The organism is Pseudarthrobacter sp. GQ63 (assembly GCF_059758765.1).
Map to the genome: position 1 here is coordinate 19,809 of NZ_JCAXEF010000001.1, position 16,825 is coordinate 36,633.

18 protein-coding genes and 1 pseudogene are annotated in these 16,825 nt (G+C 66.3%); 8 read left to right on the forward strand and 11 right to left on the reverse strand.

Features of this window, described 5'->3' with window-relative positions; genetic code table 11:
• Nucleotides 1–115: 115 nt before the first annotated feature.
• From AC6CHP_RS00125 to AC6CHP_RS00135, 3 genes are read right to left on the reverse strand one after another with little or no spacing between them, the layout of a single operon-like run.
• Nucleotides 116–853 carry a 4'-phosphopantetheinyl transferase family protein gene (locus AC6CHP_RS00125; RefSeq protein ID WP_498227628.1) on the reverse strand — a complete coding sequence of 246 codons (738 nt, stop codon included), beginning with the start codon at nucleotides 851–853 and terminating at the stop codon, nucleotides 116–118.
• The gene (locus AC6CHP_RS00130) at nucleotides 850–2,274 is read right to left on the reverse strand and encodes a M1 family metallopeptidase (protein ID WP_498227630.1); all 1,425 of its coding nucleotides are present in this window, start codon (nucleotides 2,272–2,274) and stop codon (nucleotides 850–852) included. The genes AC6CHP_RS00125 and AC6CHP_RS00130 overlap by 4 nt, the downstream gene beginning before the upstream one ends.
• Nucleotides 2,271–6,176 (reverse strand): Pls/PosA family non-ribosomal peptide synthetase, encoded by a 3,906-nt coding sequence (locus AC6CHP_RS00135; protein WP_498228285.1) that lies wholly within the window; start codon nucleotides 6,174–6,176, stop codon nucleotides 2,271–2,273. Before AC6CHP_RS00135 ends, AC6CHP_RS00130 begins: the two co-directional genes overlap by 4 nt.
• 228 nt (nucleotides 6,177–6,404) lie before the next feature.
• On the opposite strand from AC6CHP_RS00135, the gene AC6CHP_RS00140 reads away from it, so the two are divergent.
• Both AC6CHP_RS00140 and AC6CHP_RS00145 read left to right on the forward strand, forming a co-directional pair.
• A complete protein-coding gene (locus AC6CHP_RS00140; RefSeq protein WP_498227632.1) occupies nucleotides 6,405–6,908 on the forward strand; it encodes a universal stress protein in 504 nt (167 codons plus the stop codon).
• 107 nt (nucleotides 6,909–7,015) lie between these two features.
• Nucleotides 7,016–7,417, forward strand: a complete 402-nt coding sequence (locus tag AC6CHP_RS00145; protein WP_498227634.1) for a response regulator transcription factor — start codon at nucleotides 7,016–7,018, stop codon at nucleotides 7,415–7,417.
• 24 nt (nucleotides 7,418–7,441) lie between these two features.
• Here AC6CHP_RS00145 and AC6CHP_RS00150 read toward each other — a convergent pair whose 3' ends face one another.
• From AC6CHP_RS00150 to AC6CHP_RS00185, 8 genes and pseudogenes are all read right to left on the reverse strand, one after another.
• Nucleotides 7,442–7,801 (reverse strand): hypothetical protein, encoded by a 360-nt coding sequence (locus AC6CHP_RS00150; RefSeq protein ID WP_498227636.1) that lies wholly within the window; start codon nucleotides 7,799–7,801, stop codon nucleotides 7,442–7,444.
• Nucleotides 7,798–8,550, reverse strand: coding sequence for a hypothetical protein (locus AC6CHP_RS00155; RefSeq protein WP_498227638.1), 753 nt, complete (start codon nucleotides 8,548–8,550; stop codon nucleotides 7,798–7,800). Before AC6CHP_RS00155 ends, AC6CHP_RS00150 begins: the two co-directional genes overlap by 4 nt.
• Nucleotides 8,551–8,601: 51 nt before the next feature.
• Complete coding sequence (locus tag AC6CHP_RS00160; protein ID WP_498227640.1) at nucleotides 8,602–8,883, reverse strand: hypothetical protein; 282 nt, start codon at nucleotides 8,881–8,883, stop codon at nucleotides 8,602–8,604.
• Nucleotides 8,884–8,981: 98 nt separating this feature from the next.
• Complete coding sequence (locus AC6CHP_RS00165) at nucleotides 8,982–9,461, reverse strand: mycothiol transferase (protein ID WP_498227642.1); 480 nt, start codon at nucleotides 9,459–9,461, stop codon at nucleotides 8,982–8,984.
• On the reverse strand, nucleotides 9,458–9,859 hold the full coding sequence (locus tag AC6CHP_RS00170) for a VOC family protein (RefSeq protein ID WP_498228286.1): 402 nt from the start codon (nucleotides 9,857–9,859) through the stop codon (nucleotides 9,458–9,460). Before AC6CHP_RS00170 ends, AC6CHP_RS00165 begins: the two co-directional genes overlap by 4 nt.
• Before the next feature lie 51 nt (nucleotides 9,860–9,910).
• Nucleotides 9,911–10,372: pseudogene (locus tag AC6CHP_RS00175) on the reverse strand (SRPBCC family protein); the annotation flags it as partial.
• The gene (locus AC6CHP_RS00180; RefSeq protein WP_498227644.1) at nucleotides 10,369–10,719 is read right to left on the reverse strand and encodes an ArsR/SmtB family transcription factor; all 351 of its coding nucleotides are present in this window, start codon (nucleotides 10,717–10,719) and stop codon (nucleotides 10,369–10,371) included. The pseudogene AC6CHP_RS00175 and the gene AC6CHP_RS00180, both read right to left, overlap by 4 nt.
• A 184-nt stretch (nucleotides 10,720–10,903) precedes the next feature.
• Nucleotides 10,904–11,449 (reverse strand): hypothetical protein, encoded by a 546-nt coding sequence (locus AC6CHP_RS00185; protein ID WP_498227645.1) that lies wholly within the window; start codon nucleotides 11,447–11,449, stop codon nucleotides 10,904–10,906.
• 521 nt (nucleotides 11,450–11,970) lie between these two features.
• Between AC6CHP_RS00185 and paaA the strand changes: the two genes are divergently transcribed.
• The 6 genes from paaA to AC6CHP_RS00215 are packed head-to-tail and all read left to right on the forward strand — an operon-like array spanning nucleotide 11,971 to nucleotide 16,824.
• Nucleotides 11,971–12,975 (forward strand): 1,2-phenylacetyl-CoA epoxidase subunit PaaA, encoded by a 1,005-nt coding sequence (paaA, locus tag AC6CHP_RS00190; protein WP_188727058.1) that lies wholly within the window; start codon nucleotides 11,971–11,973, stop codon nucleotides 12,973–12,975.
• Nucleotides 12,972–13,349, forward strand: coding sequence for a 1,2-phenylacetyl-CoA epoxidase subunit PaaB (gene paaB, locus AC6CHP_RS00195; protein WP_104184541.1), 378 nt, complete (start codon nucleotides 12,972–12,974; stop codon nucleotides 13,347–13,349). Before paaA ends, paaB begins: the two co-directional genes overlap by 4 nt.
• Nucleotides 13,346–14,206 (forward strand): 1,2-phenylacetyl-CoA epoxidase subunit PaaC, encoded by an 861-nt coding sequence (gene paaC, locus AC6CHP_RS00200; protein WP_498227648.1) that lies wholly within the window; start codon nucleotides 13,346–13,348, stop codon nucleotides 14,204–14,206. The genes paaB and paaC overlap by 4 nt, the downstream gene beginning before the upstream one ends.
• Nucleotides 14,207–14,214: 8 nt before the next feature.
• The gene (gene paaD, locus AC6CHP_RS00205; protein ID WP_498228287.1) at nucleotides 14,215–14,760 is read left to right on the forward strand and encodes a 1,2-phenylacetyl-CoA epoxidase subunit PaaD; all 546 of its coding nucleotides are present in this window, start codon (nucleotides 14,215–14,217) and stop codon (nucleotides 14,758–14,760) included.
• A gap of 9 nt (nucleotides 14,761–14,769) precedes the next feature.
• Nucleotides 14,770–16,011: a 1,2-phenylacetyl-CoA epoxidase subunit PaaE gene (gene paaE, locus AC6CHP_RS00210; protein WP_191035512.1), complete on the forward strand. Its 1,242-nt coding sequence runs from the start codon at nucleotides 14,770–14,772 to the stop codon at nucleotides 16,009–16,011.
• A 27-nt stretch (nucleotides 16,012–16,038) separates the two neighbouring features.
• Nucleotides 16,039–16,824 (forward strand): enoyl-CoA hydratase/isomerase family protein, encoded by a 786-nt coding sequence (locus AC6CHP_RS00215; protein WP_498227650.1) that lies wholly within the window; start codon nucleotides 16,039–16,041, stop codon nucleotides 16,822–16,824.
• Nucleotide 16,825 lies beyond the last annotated feature (1 nt).

Sequence of the window (16,825 nt, forward strand, 5' to 3'; positions counted from 1 at the left end):
TTGCTGTGGATTCTGGACACGTTGACTGGTTCCCGGCAGCTCATTGACATGTCAGAATTCGACGTTGTCCGTGTTCCCTCTCCCACCGTCAAAGCCGGGATTGGACGCTTCCTGCCTAAGGGCCGCCGGCAGGCAAGTGTGAGTACGCCGTCGTGCAGCTGGCGTGAGGTATCTCCGCGAAGGTAGCGATTGAGGCAGCAAAGTCTTCCGGAAGACCGGCGGGACTGACGTCCTCGAGACTCCACAGTGCCTGCCCGGGAGGCCCAGTAAGCCCGGAGGGGGTTGATCCGGACACATCAACCAGGGACGGGGCCTTCGCCAGGCCCGTACCGAGCGCCTTGAGGACGGCCTCCTTGCGGACCCAAAGGCGGGTCTGGAATCTCGTTTTTAGCGCCGGGGGCACTTTTTCCAGCTGGCCGCGCTCGTTCGCGGTCATCGCAAGCGACGGGAATCCCTCAAAGTCTGCTGCGGACCCGTTCTCGATGTCCACCCCAATACCGGCGATCCGGTCATCCAGGGCGGCGGCAACCACGCACCAGCTCCCGGATCTGCTGAGGCTGGCGCGAAGAAGGCCGGGACGGGAGGGGAGCCGATACCGGGGGATCCCGTGTCCCTGGCCGCTGCAGGTGGGGCAGAAATAGTCCGCTTCGAGCGACCCGGGGCTGTCTCCGGTCAGCGCACTAATGTGGAGGCGCAACGCTATCCGGCCGGCCAGGAAAGCGTCCCGCAGGGCGGGGGAGCGGAAAGCCGAAGCCCTGGCCAGCTCCGCCTCACCCAGGACATGCGCCAGGCCCAAGTCCACGCCGGACAACCGTACGGCTGCCAGCGAGAGGCCCTGATCTGCCGGCGTCACGGGAGCGGGGGGAGTGCTGACTGGTAGAGCCAGGGGTCCAACACAGCGCGCGCGTCGAATCCGGGCAGTTCGAGGCATGCCTGGTTGGCGGTTTCCACGAAGTCAGCTGTTGTGACGCCGCCGTAGCGGTACCGGTGCGTCCAGGTTCTTAGGAACTCGAAGAACAGCACATCGCCGGTGGCACGCCGCAGGGCATGGAGGGCAAGGGCGCCGCGTTTGTAGACCCGGTCATCGAACATCAGCTCCGGAGAGGGGTCACCCACCAGAAGATCCTCCGCCTGGGATGAAAGCAGTTGCCAGGCGCCCTGGGCCCGTTGGTGTGCCGTGGTGTTTCCGGAGGCTTCGGACCAGATCCACTCGGCGTAGCAGGCGAACCCCTCGTGCAGCCAGATGTCGGCCCAGGCGGTGGCGGTCAGGGAGTTTCCAAACCACTGATGGGCCAGTTCATGGGCAATGAGCCGCTGGGCCTCCCATTGCTGGTTGAGGTGGTTGGGGCCGAAAACAGACAGCGACTGCGCTTCCAGGGGGATTTCGAGTTCGTCGTCCGCCACCACCACGGTGTAACCGGGGAAGGGGTACGGGCCGAAGCACGTCTCGAAAGTCTCCATCATCTGGCCTTGCCGCCCGAGGGCAGCAGTGGCGGTGGCCATGAGGGCCGGGGGTGCCGCCACGAATTGCGGGACCTGACGCTGGCCGCCGTCGTCCGCGGTGCCCGCCCGGTGGGCAGGAAGGTGGGCCGGAAGGTGGGGCTGGAAGGCCAGGGGTCGAAGGTCGTAGCGGCCGATCTGCACTGTGGCCAGGTAGGTGGCCATGGGCTCAGGCTGTTCAAAGACCCAGGTTTCGCGGCTGGCCTTGGCATGGCGCGAGACCAGCACCCCGTTGCAGACCACCCTGTAGTTGGCCTCCGTGGTGATGGTGTACCCGAAGCTGGCTTTCTGGCTGGGATGGTCATTGCAGGGAAACCAGGACGGCGCGCCGGTGGGCTGCCCGGCCACAAGCACCCCGTCGGTGAGCTCTTCCCAGCCCACTTCGCCCCAGTTGCCGCGCAGGGGACCCGGGGAGCCCTCGTACCGGATATCGAGGCTGAAGTCGCTGCCGGCGGGCACGGGGCGGCCGGGGACAATGAAGAGCTGGTGCCCCCGCTGGCTGAACCTCTGCACGCGCTGCCCGTCCAGTTGAACCTTCAGGACCCGCAGCCCGGCCAGGTTCAGCATGATGGTGGCGAGCTCAACGTGGGAGCGGGCTGTGATGGCGGCGTGGCCGGAGAGCCGGTTTGTGGACACGCGGTAGTCGAGGTACAGCTCGTAGCGGGAGACGCCGTAGTCTGCGGATCCGTGCCCTGGCGTGTAGGGATCGGGTAGCGGACGGCAGGGGACGGCTGCCCGCTGCCCGCCTGGTACGTGCTCCTGGTGTGCTGTCACTGTAGCTGGGCCTCTCGGGCGGGAACGGCTGCGGCCGGGGAAGCCCATGGGCTGACCGGATTCCCGATCCAGTAGCTGGCCGCCGGAACGGTCTCGCCACGCATCACAAGCGATGCCGGACCCACTGTACCGCCGGCACCAATCCGGGCTGCAGGCAAAATCACTCCGTGCGGGCCCATGGTTGCCCCGGCTTCAAGCGTAACGGTGTCGATGCTCATCACCCGGTCGTGGAAGAGGTGGGTCTGGATGACGCAGCCGCGGTTCACCGTGGAGTTCTCACCCAGCGTGACCAGATCCGCTTCGGGCAGCCAGTAGCTTTCGCACCAGGCGCCGGAGCCGATCTTGGCGCCGAGGCCACGCAGCCACCACACCAGGGCGGGGGTGCCCGCGGCAGCGCGCGCGAACCACGGCGCCGTGACCATCTCGATGAAGGTGTCCACCACCTCGTTGCGCCAGATGAATGAGCTCCACAGGGGGTGCTCCCGTGCATCGATCTTCCCCACGAGCAGCCACTTGGCCGCTACCGAGCTTGCCGCGGCCACAGCCCCGGCTGCCAGCAGCACGGGCGCCCCGAGCACAGCGGCGGCGGCATATCCGGCGGTTCCGGCTATCCAGTCCAGGACGGCAAGGATGGCGACGGCGATGGCTGCGGTGAGGATGACGGGAACAGCCCGGCACAGTTCCCAGCAGGAGCGGTAGATCTTCAGCCTCAGCGGCGGGTCATAGGTCAGGCTCTGGTCAACCTCCATCCGTGCGCGGCGGAGGCGCACCGGCGGGCTGCCCAGCCAGGACGTCCCCGATTTCGCCTTCGCGGGCGTCGCGGACAGCACAGCCACCAGCGAGTTCTTGGGCACGCTGCGTCCTGCCCCGGTCATGCCCGAGTTCCCCAGGAACGCCCGTTTGCCGATCTTCGCCGGAGCGATCCTCATCCACCCGCCGCCGAGCTCGTAGGAGGCAATCATGGTGTCATCGGCCAGGAACGCGCCGTCGCCCACCGTCGTCATGGAAGGCAGCAGGAGTACGGTGGACGCCTCAACGTTGCGGCCCACTTTGGCCCCCAGGAGCCGCAGCCACACCGGCGTGAACAGGCTTGCGTAGAGGGGGAAAAGCAGGTCCCTGGCCATGTCCAGGACACGTTCGGTGGCCCACACCCGCCAGCCGGTGAAGCTGCGGACGCGGTAGTGGCCTTCGCGGAGTCCCAGGCCCAGCAAACGGACGACGGCGGCCGTCAGGACCATGTTGGACAGGAACCAGACGACGGCGGCAGCAGGGACAGCCCACAACAGTTCCGGCCACGACGAGAACAGCGACTCCCGGCCCCGGACGGCGGCGATCACCGGAAGGGCGCCAAGGGCTGCCGAGACGAAGGGGATGAGCGCCAGCGCTGCCGCGGCGAGCGCGTAGGCGCCAAACGCGAGCACCGACTTCAGGCCCGACGGCGGCCGGGCGGGCCAGTCCTGCTGTGCCTTCCCGAGGCGCTGGGCAGGCGAGCCCGCAAACCGCTGGTTCGCCTTGAGCTTGCCCAGGACAGCCGAGCCCGGGGCAACTTCCGCTCCGGCACCAATGCGAGCGCCCGGCATGAGGGTGCTCCGCGAGCCGACGGTGGCGCCCGGGCCCACCCGGACGTGTCCGATATGGACCAGGTCGCCGTCGATCCACCAGCCCGAAAGATCCACCTCGGGTTCGATCGAACAGCCCGTCCCCAGGCTCAGCATGCCGGTCACGGGCGGGACGGAATGAAGATCAACATCCTTGCCCACTTTGGCGCCCAATGCCCGGGCGTAGTACGGAACCCAGGGGGCGCCGGCCAGGCTGACCGCCCCGGACAGGTCCGCGATCTGTTCTGCCAGCCACAGCCTCAGATGCACCTTCCCGGACCGCGGATAACTGCCGGGAACCACGCCGCGGAGCAGCAGGCGTGCCGCCGCAACGGAGATGGCCATCCGGCCCAGCGGATTCACAAACACCAGCCAGGACACCAGCACCCACCACCAGGACACTGTCGGGGCCCCGCTCAGGACACCCCACGCGGCGAGGACGTTGTTGATGGCCATCAGATATGTCAACCAGCGCATTGCCACGAGCACGTGCAGGGGCAACCCGGCCACGATCTGGAAGACCTGCGATTTACGGGCAGTAGGCCGCACTGAACGTTCCATCCGCTCGGAAGCCGCCATGCCGCCGTCGGGCGATGAAAGCCGGGCAAGTTCAATCAGTGCGCCAAGCCGCGGGCGGGCGTACACGTCGGCCACGGTGATGGTGGGGTAGCGCACCCGGAGGGCGGAGACCAGCCGGGCGGCGGCCAGGCTGCTGCCGCCGTAGGCGAAGAAATCCGCGTCCAGGCTGTCCGGTGGCGTCCCCAGGACGGCCGCCCACTGATCAGCGATCCAGGCTGATGGCCCGTCCAGGTCCGGCGCTACGCCTTCACCTGCGGACGCCGTTGCCAGCGGCCATGGCAGCGCGTGGCGGTCCACCTTGCCGCTGGTTTTCACCGGGAGGCTGTCGACGACGGCGAGCAGCGGAACGAGCGCCGCGGGGAGCTGGGCGGCGAGCAGGGTTCGCAACTGGTCAAGGTCGGGGGACGTGCCCGGCGCCGGCGCCAGGTACCCCACGAGGATCTGGTTTCCCGCGGCGGTGCCCTGGACCGCGGCAGCCGCGCCCTGGATGCCGGGGAGGGACTGCAGCGCGGCGTCGATTTCGCCCAGTTCGATCCGGCGCCCGCCGAGTTTTACCTGCTCATCGGCCCGGCCCACAAAGACCAGGCCGTCAGCCTCGTACCGCACAAGGTCGCCGCTGCGGTACGCGCGGTCCCACCCCAGCGTGTCCATGGGGGCATACTTTTCGGCGTCCTTGGCCGGGTCCAGGTACCGGGCGAGGCCGACCCCGCCGATGATCAGTTCCCCGGTCTGGCCCTCGGCCACGGGAACGCCGGCGGCGTCGACGACGGCGAGGTCCCACCCGTTCAGGGGCAGCCCGATCCGGACCGGACCGGATCCGTCCATCCGTGCGGCACACGCGACGACCGTGGCTTCGGTGGGCCCGTAGGTGTTCCAGACCTCGCGTTCGTCCACGGCCAGCCGCGCCGCCAGCTCGGGCGGGCAGGCCTCGCCGCCGAAGATCAGGAGCCTGACCGCATCCAGGGCCTCGGCGGGCCACAGGCCGGCAAGGGTGGGAACGGTGGACACCACGGTGATTCCGTTGGTGATCAGCCACGGGCCCAGATCCATCCCGGTCCGCACCAGGGACCGCGGGGCGGGCACCAGGCAGGCGCCGTTCCGCCATGCCAGCCACATTTCCTCGCAGGACGCATCGAAGGCGACGGACAGTCCCGCCAGGACGCGGTCCGAGGAGTTCACCGGATTGTCCGGAAGGAACAGCCTGGCTTCGGCGTCAACGAAGGCGGCGGCTGACCGGTGCGTCACGGCCACGCCCTTCGGTTTGCCCGTGGAGCCGGAGGTGAAAATGACCCAGGCGTCATCCTCAACCCCGGGTTGCCGGGGCGCAGGGAAGGGACCCTCCCTGCCGCGAACGGTAAGGATCTCACCGGCGCGGAGGATCGCCGCCACGCCGGCTTCTTCGAAGACCAGGGCCGCCCGCTCTTCGGGGTCATCCGCGTCAACCGGAACGTAGGCTGCGCCCACCAGCAGTGTGGCGAGGATGGCTACGTACAATTCGTTGGTGCCGGACGGGATGCGGATCCCCACTTTGTCGCCGGCCCCGATCCCGTTCCGGTGCAGGCGCCGGGCGTACTCCTTGGCCGCGGCGTGGAGGTCCGCGTAGCTGAGGGAGGCCCTGCCGTCGTCGAGGGCGGAAGCGTCAGGGAACTGCCGGGCCGTTTCCTCAAAGACCTGGACCAGGGTTCGCGGCGGTGCAGCCTTCCCGGCGCTGGCCAACTGCGGCATGTATGTTGCCTGCGTCCCGGCCGGTTCAGTCAGATCAGAAACATTCACCGGCCGAAGCTACTCTGCCGGTGTGAACGGATGGTGAACAGCTGCGGCAGCCGTGGGTGGTGAACATCCGGTGAATACGGACCGGCAGGTTCAGTTTTTGCAGGCGCGGTGGCCCCGGGCGTGCTTGAATTCGGAGAGGGCAACGTGCGGGAGCACGAACGCTGAGTGCTGTCAGGGAGCATGGATGCATCCAATCACTTCTCCGCCAGTTTGGGCGTGGTCATGGCTTACGCAGGGCCGCTGATTCTCGGCGTCCCGTGGCCGGCGCCGCCGGCGCTCGTACGCACGGGTGCAGAGCTGGCCGATGCTCTGGACGTCCACCTTGTTTGTGCCTATGTTGATCCGTCCAGTGTTCTCACCGAATGGGAACCCCCGCGGATACGTACGGCGCTTTCGCTCGATCCTGTTGTCAATGAGGAAGCCCTATACCCCGCCAACGAGGTACGTTCGCGCATCACGGTTCTTCTGGGCCCTGACGGAACAGCATGGTCCTTCCGTGAACTGCACGGCGACGTCAGCACCGCGCTGGCGCGGCTTGCTGTGAGCACTGGCGCCAGCATGCTCATGGTCGGGAACGGCCGGCCAGGTCTCCTCGCCAAACTTGGCAGGACTATGGAGGGTGCGGTGGCAGACAGACTCACCCGGGTACAGAACAGGCCGGTGGTTATTGTCCGCGAATGCTGAGCTTGTTGTACAGTCCGTCCCGGGGAGGAAATTTTTCCGCATTGGAGCCCTGACCGGGCCGGCCAGCCTTAAACTTGCCACAACTAACAGGAGCCGGGGGGCGCTTAGTGGAAGAACAGCACGTCTGCCTGGTCATTGAAGATGACGCCGATGTCCGTGGACTGATTACCGCCGTGTTGACCCGCGCCGGGTTCAAAGTAGTGGCGGTCGGCTCAGGGGCCGAGGGTAAGGCCGCAGCCGTTGCGGCCGGTTCCACCTTGTCCCTGATCACCCTGGACTTGGGTTTGCCGGATATGGACGGGCAGGACCTTTGCCTCGAACTGCGGAAGCTAGGCCCGGCACCGCTGCTGTTCCTTACGTCCAGGGCAGAGGACGACGACGTTCTTGCCGGGCTGGCGGCCGGAGCAGCCGCGTATCTTACAAAGCCTTTCCTTCCAAGCACGCTGAGGGACACTGCCCTGAGGTTATGCCGCCTGCAGCCCCGTTCCGGGCTCTCTGAACGGCGGTAGCGCCGGCGCCCACGGCGTTACGGCTCAGCCGCCCTGGGTGACTCCCGTGTCCGGCAGGGCCAGCGGGCGCAGGTCTGCGATGACCCCGGTGGCTTCGTAGGAGAGTTTGATATTGACGTTGTAGGCGCCGGAACGCTTGAGGTCTGGCACCCAGATCTCGGCCACCCCCGCATCGTGAGGGGTGCCTCCCAGCACCCTGTAGGCGAGTTTTTCGGCCTGCCAGGTGAGCGGAACATCCAGGCCGTCCAGGGACCATGTCAGGAGCAGGGGGACATCCGCTAGTCCCTGGAGGTCTACCCTGACGGCCACGGTCCAGCCCTGCGGATCCTCGCCCTGAGGGCCGGTGGTCGACTCCACCTCCTCCAGCGCCGCGGCCAGCCTCACAGCCACCTGTGCCGGCGGAACAGGTTCTCCCTTTTCGTCGACGTTTCGATCACCATGGCGTGGGCCGTATATACGACGGCGGGCGGAGCCACGTCCCGCAGCGCATAGTGATTCGACACTTCCCGGATGTATTCATCGGTCACGGGCGGGACGAGCCCGAGGCGCACGATTGAGGGGTCGGTAAGGACCGTGAGGATGCCGGCGGGCGTGGTACTCAGTGTGGGCGACGGGCTGTCTGTCCCTGTAGAGGTGCCGGTGGGCGTGGGGCTGGGCGTCGCCGTCGTACGCGTCGGCGTGGGCGTCGTGGGCATCGGTGTCGGCGTGAACGTCAGGAAGGTGGGCCGCGGGACGGGCCGCACGGTGGGCAGGGGGCGCATGGTGAACTGTTCAAACCCCGTGAACCGGGGCGTGGCCGCCGCCTCCTGGCCCGCCGGAAGCGGCACGTCGGCGGCACCCGCCCTGGCCAGCCCGCCGTCGTCGTAAATTTGCCCCGCCGAGGCAGCCTCCGGAACGGCGGTCAGGGGCAGGAGCCCGCCGATCCCTTCCGGGGCAAAGCCGGTCAGCGGTGTGCGCTTGATGATGTGGATGGATTCGATCCGGGCCACGTCGTCGTCCGGCGGCGGGAAGATCCTGTCCCAGAGGTTCAGCACGCCCAGGATCGCGGCGGCCAGGGCACCCGCGGCGATGATGAACGTTGAGGCGCGTTTGTACCAGGGAGGTTTGGCTGTTGGTTTATGTTTCCTGACCACGCCATCACCTCCCACCACTGCAAGCAGAGCCCCCCGCCCGTTACTGCGGCGTTACTGCGCATCCCAAGTACGCTTGCGGGCGGAGCGTGTTCGACGGCGGGGCACGCCGGCCGCCGCCAGCTTTCGTTCCAGCGTCCCAGGTTCCATCAGCTCGGCCCAGTCCCAGCGCACCACATTCCCGTGGCCCGGATCCGGTTTTTCGCTGTTCTTCTCCGCCACCACGGTTTGGGCCGGGGTCCGGCCGTTGAGGTGCTCGAGCTTGGCGTACCTCTCCTCGCCGTCAATTATGTGGTCACTATCAAAAGCGGCACCTACTCCTACTGGCTTGCGCATAGGCTGGCCCAGCAGGCGGCTAGCTACGTGGGAGAGAACGCGACGATGCGTAGGTGTTGTTCAACCCGACTGCCGCCGTACCCATCCAGAAGTCGGGACTATCCCACTACGAGATTCTGATGCCCGTCGATTAGCTCCCGGACGATGTCCAGGTGCCCCGCGTGGACGGAAGTCTCAGCCAGCACGCGAAACACCACCTCACGACCATTGGACATCGGTGGTGCGTCGAACACGCTGGCTGGAGGCCACCAGCAGGGAGGCGCATCCAGGTCGATCTTCGAGAGGACCTCATCACTTCGGGCAATTTCACGCTTGTAGATGTTGATGGCCTCGGCACCGGTCATCGGTTCGGACGCCCAGCCATTGTGAAGTCCGGCGATCGCCCTGTCATCACCGCCGAGAACAGCCGAGATCCAGAACATCTCGTCGTCGAAGGCCAGATGGTTGAGCAGCTGCGTCATTGTCCAGCCCGACGGGACTAAAGTTCGCCGCATCTCATCGTTCTCGAGGCCTTTGACTGTTCGAAGAACATGGCTTCGCTCGCTCGCCAACTGTGCAAGCAACTGGGCGTCACTCATGTAGCGGGCTCGTAACCGACAAGCCAGTGGAGTCCGTGGCGATCAATGACCTGGCCGTCGGACGCGCCCCACGGCTTAGGCGAGAGTGGATCGAGCACCGACCCGCCAACGGAAAGTCTGTCGAACCATTCATGGAGGACTGTGGGTTCGGCGGTTCCCAGCAGCGAGAGCATGATGCCTTCGGGCCTGACCGTTGCCCGGCCTTCAGCTGCGTCCGAGCCCGCCAGTGCAACCACACCGCTGAGCACTCCATGAGCTACGGCTTCTGGCGGTCCGTCGCTCCTGCCGAAGTCCTGGTACGTATGCAGGGAAAGCTCACCGCCAAAAATATCCGCGTAAAAGGTCAAGGCTTCCCGCGCCGTTCCCGGAAAGAAGACATAGATCTGGGGCCCGGCCATGCGTCCAGTGGCCGCATTGGTCATGGCGGTGCTGCCCTTGACCCGGTCGATGGTGGCGCCCCAGCCCTCCCGGGTGCCTCCCAGCATGAGCTTTTGCACCTCATCGATGTCCAGATGCTCAGAGAACTGGACCGTGAGGACGAGTTCCGTTTTCGTGCCTAAGTCGTTTAGTTGCACCGTGACAACGGGGCCGGTCAGTTCGTTATCGCCGTCGAGTTTTGGCCATCCTCCAACTGCTCCCCACCGGAAGACGAGCCGTTCGTCGGGAACGATCTCCAGGTAGATTCCCCCAGTGGGGTAGCTGAGGTCTTCGTTGACGACCATCTGCTGCTTCCACGTTCCGCCGACGCGGAGGTCCACCTCAATGGGTGTTGTGGGTGTGGGCATGTCGGGGTTGTAGAACCAGGCCAGGTGCTCAGGGTCGGTCCAGGCGGTGAACACGGCATGCCGCGATGCAGCCAAAGTTCGGGTAAGGGTGAAGCTTCGATCCTGCGTCGGGAAGTCAGTCATCATCTATCCTCCGGTTCAGTGAGAGCATCGGGGTGGTCGGGGTTTGTGGCGAGCTGGGTGTCCAGGCGATCCAACTGCGTGCCCCAAAAGTCGCGGTACGGGCGCATCCATTCCTCAACCTGTTGTAGCGGCGCAGGTTGAAGCCGGCAGTTCCTCCACTGGGCTGATCGGGACTTAGTGATCAGCCCGGCCTGCTCGAGCACTTTCAGGTGGCGCGATACGGACGGCACGCTCATTGCATGCGGGGCGGCCAGTTCGGTCACCGTCGCCTCACCCTGCTGCAGTTGCGCCAGCAAAGCACGGCGGGTGGGATCCGCCAGCGCCAGGAAGATAGTGCTCAGGTCATCCATTTGCGCCCTAGCGTAATTACGCGTTAGCGCAAATACAAGGCTGAGCGGCCGGTGAGGCTGTCAATTCCGTGGGGAGGTAATCGCCGTCGCAATCGGTCCCGACACGCTAGGTTCGGTCACGCCCCCGAACGCCGGCAGCGAGGGCGAACATCCGCGTCAACACCGAATCTGCGCGTGGCAAGCCCTAAGGCAACGCCTCGAATGGGGCCTGGGCGGTCTTGGCTGACGTTTCGCCCGTCACGGTGACCGCGGTTTGGAAGCCGGGGAGGGCGTTTTTCGGAACCGTTATGGTGGCAGAGAATGCCCCTTGGCCGTCAACCTTGATTTGGGTAACGAGCGTTGCGTGAACATAAATGGCCACGGTCTCTTCCGGATAGAAGCTTGTGCCGCTGACGGCGACGCTTGCACCGGCCGAAGCCTGGCTCGGAGCAATCTCGATATGGGGCGTTTGCTGGACCTGCTGCCTGATCAAGTCAGCCCGCTGACGGGATTCCTCTGCCGCTGACTTATCCACCGCTGTGTCTGCACTGCTCTCGGCAATTCTCAAGCAGTCGGAGACAATCTGGAGGGCGACCACCGTGTTCTCTTCCTTGTTTTGTTTATAGGCGGCCTCCACAGACGCGTCGGCTATCACCTTGAAGGTCCCGCCAAGTTTCCCGCTCAATTCGGTTGTCAGATCGAATCCGCGTCCCTTTGTGCATTCGATGTAGGTGATAGCCACATTGTCCAAGCACGCATTGTTGTAGGGCCTCTGGCTGCCGCTGCAGCTGGGTGATGACGGACACGCCACAAGCAGGGGGCTGATCGCAAAGAGACTCAACAAGATTGCAGCCGGGCGGGCACGTCGGTTCATCAGTCCCAATCTCCTTCCGCGATTCAGCTTCTTTCCTCCAGGCGGGCATCGGCCCAATGATCAGGGAACTCTAATGGTGGCCCTGGAGCGTTACACCTGCGTTACACCCTCCCTTACGGCCTCGGCGGCACGGACGCCGGGAGCAGGAACGCACGACGGCGGCACGCACCACCCGCAGGCAGGTGATAGAGCGTCGGGGGAAAGGGCACATCAAGTGATAGAGCGTCGGAAGAAAGGGTGCATCGAGTGAGAGAGCGTCCGGGGAAAGGGCGCATCAAGTGAGAGAGCGTCGCAGGGGGCGGGTTGGCCTTGACGGGCCCTCGCGGTTCCGCATATCCTGAACGAACGGTCGGTAAATAATTCCGCACGTCCCAGACGGTCTTTGCATAGGAGCAACCATGGCAGCCCAGAACTTGCAGTCAGTGCCGGTCGAGCTAACGGCTGGAACCAGCGAAACGGCGGAAGCAGACGGCCAGGCCAACTTTGACCGCGTCATCGCCGAGGACTCCCGCATCGAACCCAAGGACTGGATGCCGCCGGCCTACCGCAAGACCCTCCTGCGCCAGATCTCCCAGCACGCGCACTCCGAGATCATCGGCATGCAGCCGGAAGCCAACTGGATTTCCCGCGCCCCCAGCCTGAAGCGGAAGGCCATCCTCATGGCCAAGGTCCAGGACGAGGCCGGCCACGGGCTCTACCTCTACTCCGCCGCCGAGTCCTTGGGCCAGAACCGGGACGAGATGACGGACGCGCTGATCGCCGGCAAGGCCCGCTACTCGAGCATCTTCAACTACCCTGCGCTCACCTGGGCGGACATGGGTGCCATCGGCTGGCTGGTGGACGGCGCAGCGATCTGCAACCAGGTCCCGCTGTGCCGCGCCTCCTACGGCCCCTACGGCCGGGCCATGGTGCGCATCTGCAAGGAGGAGAGTTTCCACCAGCGCCAGGGCTTCGAGATCCTGCTGGAACTCTCCAACGGCACCCCCGCCCAGAAGCAGATGGCCCAGGACGCCGTGAACCGCTGGTACGCCCCGGCCCTGATGATGTTCGGCCCGCCGGATGACGATTCCCCCAACTCCAAGCAGTCCATGGCCTGGAACATCAAGCGCTTCAGCAACGATGAGCTCCGCAGCCGCTTCGTGGGCATGATGGTGGAGCAGGTCCGTGTCCTGGGCCTCACCCTCCCGGATGACCAGATCCGCTTCAACGAGGACTCCAAGAAGTGGGAGCACGGCCCGCTGGACTGGGACGAGTTCCACGAGGTCCTGGCTGGCCGCGGCCCCTGCAACTCCCAGCGCCTTGAGCGCCGCAGGGAAGCGCACGACGACGGCGCCTGGGTCCGCGAGGCAGCGGCAGCCTATGCACAGAAACAGTCAATGAAGACGAAGGAATACGCAGCATGAGCCCCCACGGGAACCCGGAAGCACCCGCCAGCTCCGCCACCGAGATCAACCGCGAAGCCCCCAAGGCATCCCCAAAGCCGCAGGAACACACGGACCACGCCTGGGGCCTCTGGGAGGTCTTTGTCCGGTCCAGCCGCGGCCTGAGCCACGTCCACGCCGGCTCCCTGCACGCACCGGATGCCGCCATGGCCCTGCGCAACGCCCGGGACCTCTACACCCGCCGCAACGAGGGCGTGTCCATCTGGGTTGTCCCCGCGGACGCCATCGCCGCCAGCGATCCCGATTCCAAGGGCGCGTTCTTTGAGTCCCCCCAGGGCAAGGACTACCGCCACGCCACGTACTACACCAAGAGCGAGGGAGTGAAGCACCTGTGAGCGAAGCCAACGCCAGCGCCACCCGCATCACCCCCGGGAACGCCCTCCGCCCCGAGGACATCGCCCTCGAGGTCCGCACCGGCCTCGCGAAACCAAGCGAAGACACCGCCGAGTACGCGCTGCGCCTGGGCGACGACGCCCTGATCCTGGCCCAGCGCCTGGGCCACTGGATCTCCCGCGCCCCCGAGCTGGAGGAGGACATCGCTCTGGGCAACATCGCCCTGGACCAGCTGGGCCATGCCCGCTCCTTCCTCAGCTACGCCGGCGGCGCCATGACTAACGACGACGGCTCGGCCAAGTCAGAGGACGACCTCGCCTATTTCCGGCGCGAGCATGAGTTCCGCTCCGTGCAGCTGTTCGAGCAGCCCAACGGGGACTTTGCGGCCACCATCGCCCGCCAGTTCGTGGTGAGCTACTACCAGTTCCTGCTCTACAGCCGCCTCACCGAATCGAAGGACGCCACCCTGGCCGCCATCGCCGCCAAGGCCGTGAAGGAAGTGGACTACCACCGGGACCACGCCGCCCAGTGGGTGCTGCGCCTGGCCGGCGGCACCGAGGAATCCCGCAAGCGGATGATCCACGGGTTCCGCATTATGTGGCCCTACGTGGAGGAACTCTTCCGCGACGACGCCCTGACGGGCCGGCTCGCTGAGGCGGGCATCGCCGTCACGCCTTCCTCGCTGAGGGAAGACTTTGACCGGCTCACGGGTGAAGTCCTCACTGAGGCCGAACTGAAGGTGCCGGACGTTCCGGCAGCACCCGGCGGCGGCCGGCAGGGCAGGCACTCCGAGCACCTGGGCTACATCCTGGCCGAGATGCAGGTCCTGGCCCGCGAGCACCCCGGAGCGAGCTGGTGACGGCCGCCATGTACATCTCGGACTTTGAATCCCGGACGCAGACGCCGCGGCAGGATGAGCAGCGTGCCTGGGACATCGCCGCCACCGTGGTGGACCCGGAGATCCCGGTGCTCAGCATCGCGGACCTGGGGATCCTCAGGGACGTGAAAGTGACGCAAGGACACGGAACAGGCCAGCACGTCAAGGTCACCATCACCCCCACGTACTCGGGCTGCCCGGCCATGGACGCCATCCGCGACGACCTCAAAACCGCCTTCACCAAGGAGGGCTACACGGACGTGGAGGTGGACCTGGTGCTCGCCCCGGCCTGGTCCACGGACTGGATGACGGAGGCCGGCAAGCAGAAGCTGCAGGAGTACGGGATCGCCCCGCCTACCGGAAAAAGCAATGCTGCACGGCACGCCGGCCCCATCCGCCTCACCATGGCCGTGAAGTGCCCGCAGTGCTCAAGCCTCAACACCAAGGAACTCACCCGCTTCGGCTCCACCTCCTGCAAGGCGCTGTACGTCTGCCAGGACTGCAAGGAACCGTTCGACTACTTCAAAGTGCTGTAAGGAAGCCCCATGCCTGTTGTCCGCCAGACCGCCGCCGAGGAGGCGCAGGCCACCGGCCGCCGTCGTCCGTCCTTCCACACCCTGGCCGTGAAGGAGGTGCGCCGGCTCACTGACGATGCCATCGAGGTGTCCTTCCACGTGCCCGCGGAGCTCGCCGGCCAGTTCGACTACCTGCCCGGCCAGTACGTGGCGCTGCGCACCACGCTGCCGGACGAGGCCGGCGAGCCGAAGGAAATCCGCCGCAGCTACTCCATCTGCGCAGAGCCGCGCAGCTTCGAGGACGGCACCAGCGAGATCCGCGTGGCCATCAAGAAGGACCTGGGCGGGCTGTTCTCCACCTGGGCCAACGCCGAGCTGAAGGCCGGGGACACGCTGGACGTCATGAGCCCCATGGGCGCGTTCGTGTCCCGGCACGGCCGCGACGGCCAGGCCGTGGAGCAGAACCGGATGAACTCCATGAACAACCCGGAGGAGCTGGCGGGGGACGTCGCCTCCCAGGGGGAAGCGAGCTTCGTGGCCATCGCCGCGGGCAGCGGCATCACCCCGGTGATCGCCATCGCCCGGACGCTGCTGGCCGCCAACCCGGAGTGCCGGTTCGACCTGATCTATGCCAACAAGGCCGCCATGGACGTGATGTTCCTGGAGGAGCTCGCGGACCTGAAGGACAAGTACCCGCAGCGGCTGGCCATCCACCATGTGCTCTCCCGCGAGCAGCGGATCGCGCCGCTGCTCTCCGGCAGGATCGATTCGGAGAAGCTCCAGCAGCTGCTGGGCACCGCCATCCACGCGGACGATGTGGACGAGTGGTTCCTCTGCGGGCCGTTCGAGCTGGTGCAGCTGTGCCGGGACACCCTGGCCGAGCGCGGCGTGAAGCCGGAGAACGTCCGGTTCGAGCTGTTCACCTCCGGCAAGCCGGACAAGCCGGAGGGCAACGCCGGCCGTCCGGTGCTGGTGGACGAGTCCAAGGAGACGTACAAGATCACGTTCAAGCTGGACGGCCTGCAGGGCGAGGTGGCCAGCCCCACCCACGCCCGCGAGTCCATCCTCAACGCCGCGCTGCGGGTCCGCCCGGACGTGCCGTTCGCGTGTGCCGGGGGAGTGTGCGGCACGTGCCGGGCCAAGGTGGTCACCGGCAGCGTGACCATGGACGAAAACTACGCGCTGGAGCAGGATGAGCTGGACAAGGGGTACGTGCTGACCTGCCAGAGCCACCCCACCAGCAAGGAAGTCACCGTCGACTTCGACGTCTAGTCCTACCGGTCCCAAACAAGGAGTTCCATGATTTCCCTCTCCATCAACAACGCCGTGGCCGAGGTGGTGCTGAACGCGCCGCACAAGCTGAACTCCCTGGACGAGCAGGCGCTGGCGGATTTAACACAGGCGTACGACGACGCTGCTGCCGCCGCCTCACGCGGTGAGGTGCGGGCGCTGCTGCTGAGGGGAGAGGGCCGCGCCTTCTGCGCGGGCCGGGACATCCAGAACGTGACGCCGGAGAGTGACGACGCCGCCGCGTACCTGGGCGGGCTGGTGGAGCCGCTGCTGAAGAAGATGGCCGCTTTCCCGGCGCCCACCTTCGCGGCCGCGCACGGGGCCTGCCTGGGCGTGGGGCTGGGGCTCCTGCTGGCCACGGACGTGGTGTACGTGGCGGAGAACGCCAAGTTCGGCTCGCCGTTTGCCAAGCTGGGGGCCACGCTGGACTCGGGCGGGCACTGGTACTTCACGGAGCGGCTGGGCATGCACCGGACGCTGGACCTGATCTACACCGCGGACCTGATCTCCGGCGCGGAGGCCGTGGCACAGGGGATGTTCAGCCGGGCCATGCCGGCGGACGAGCTGTTGGAGACGACGCGGGGGATTGTGAACCGGGTTGCTTCCGGTGCCACCGGTGCGTTTGTGGCGAGCAAGGAGCTGGTGGCGCACATCCGCGACCAGCGGCTGGGCCTGTGGCAGTCCATGCAGGAGGAGAACGCCGAGCAGGCACGCCTCTGCACAACGGACGATTATGCCGAGGGTTTCCGGGCGTTCCAGGAAAAGCGCGAGCCGAAATTCACCGGCCGCGGTTGAG

Excerpts from the sequence above, each read along its gene's own strand:
- AC6CHP_RS00135 (WP_498228285.1), bottom strand. The coding sequence starts at position 6,176 with ATGCCGCAGTTGGCCAGCGCCGGGAAGGCTGCACCGCCGCGAACCCTG.
- AC6CHP_RS00140 (WP_498227632.1), top strand. The coding sequence starts at position 6,405 with ATGGATGCATCCAATCACTTCTCCGCCAGTTTGGGCGTGGTCATGGCT.
- AC6CHP_RS00160 (WP_498227640.1), bottom strand. The coding sequence starts at position 8,883 with ATGCGCAAGCCAGTAGGAGTAGGTGCCGCTTTTGATAGTGACCACATA.
- AC6CHP_RS00165 (WP_498227642.1), bottom strand. The coding sequence starts at position 9,461 with ATGAGTGACGCCCAGTTGCTTGCACAGTTGGCGAGCGAGCGAAGCCAT.
- AC6CHP_RS00170 (WP_498228286.1), bottom strand. The coding sequence starts at position 9,859 with ATGGCCGGGCCCCAGATCTATGTCTTCTTTCCGGGAACGGCGCGGGAA.
- AC6CHP_RS00180 (WP_498227644.1), bottom strand. The coding sequence starts at position 10,719 with ATGGATGACCTGAGCACTATCTTCCTGGCGCTGGCGGATCCCACCCGC.
- paaA (WP_188727058.1), top strand. The coding sequence starts at position 11,971 with ATGGCAGCCCAGAACTTGCAGTCAGTGCCGGTCGAGCTAACGGCTGGA.
- paaB (WP_104184541.1), top strand. The coding sequence starts at position 12,972 with ATGAGCCCCCACGGGAACCCGGAAGCACCCGCCAGCTCCGCCACCGAG.
- paaD (WP_498228287.1), top strand. The coding sequence starts at position 14,215 with ATGTACATCTCGGACTTTGAATCCCGGACGCAGACGCCGCGGCAGGAT.
- paaE (WP_191035512.1), top strand. The coding sequence starts at position 14,770 with ATGCCTGTTGTCCGCCAGACCGCCGCCGAGGAGGCGCAGGCCACCGGC.
- AC6CHP_RS00215 (WP_498227650.1), top strand. The coding sequence starts at position 16,039 with ATGATTTCCCTCTCCATCAACAACGCCGTGGCCGAGGTGGTGCTGAAC.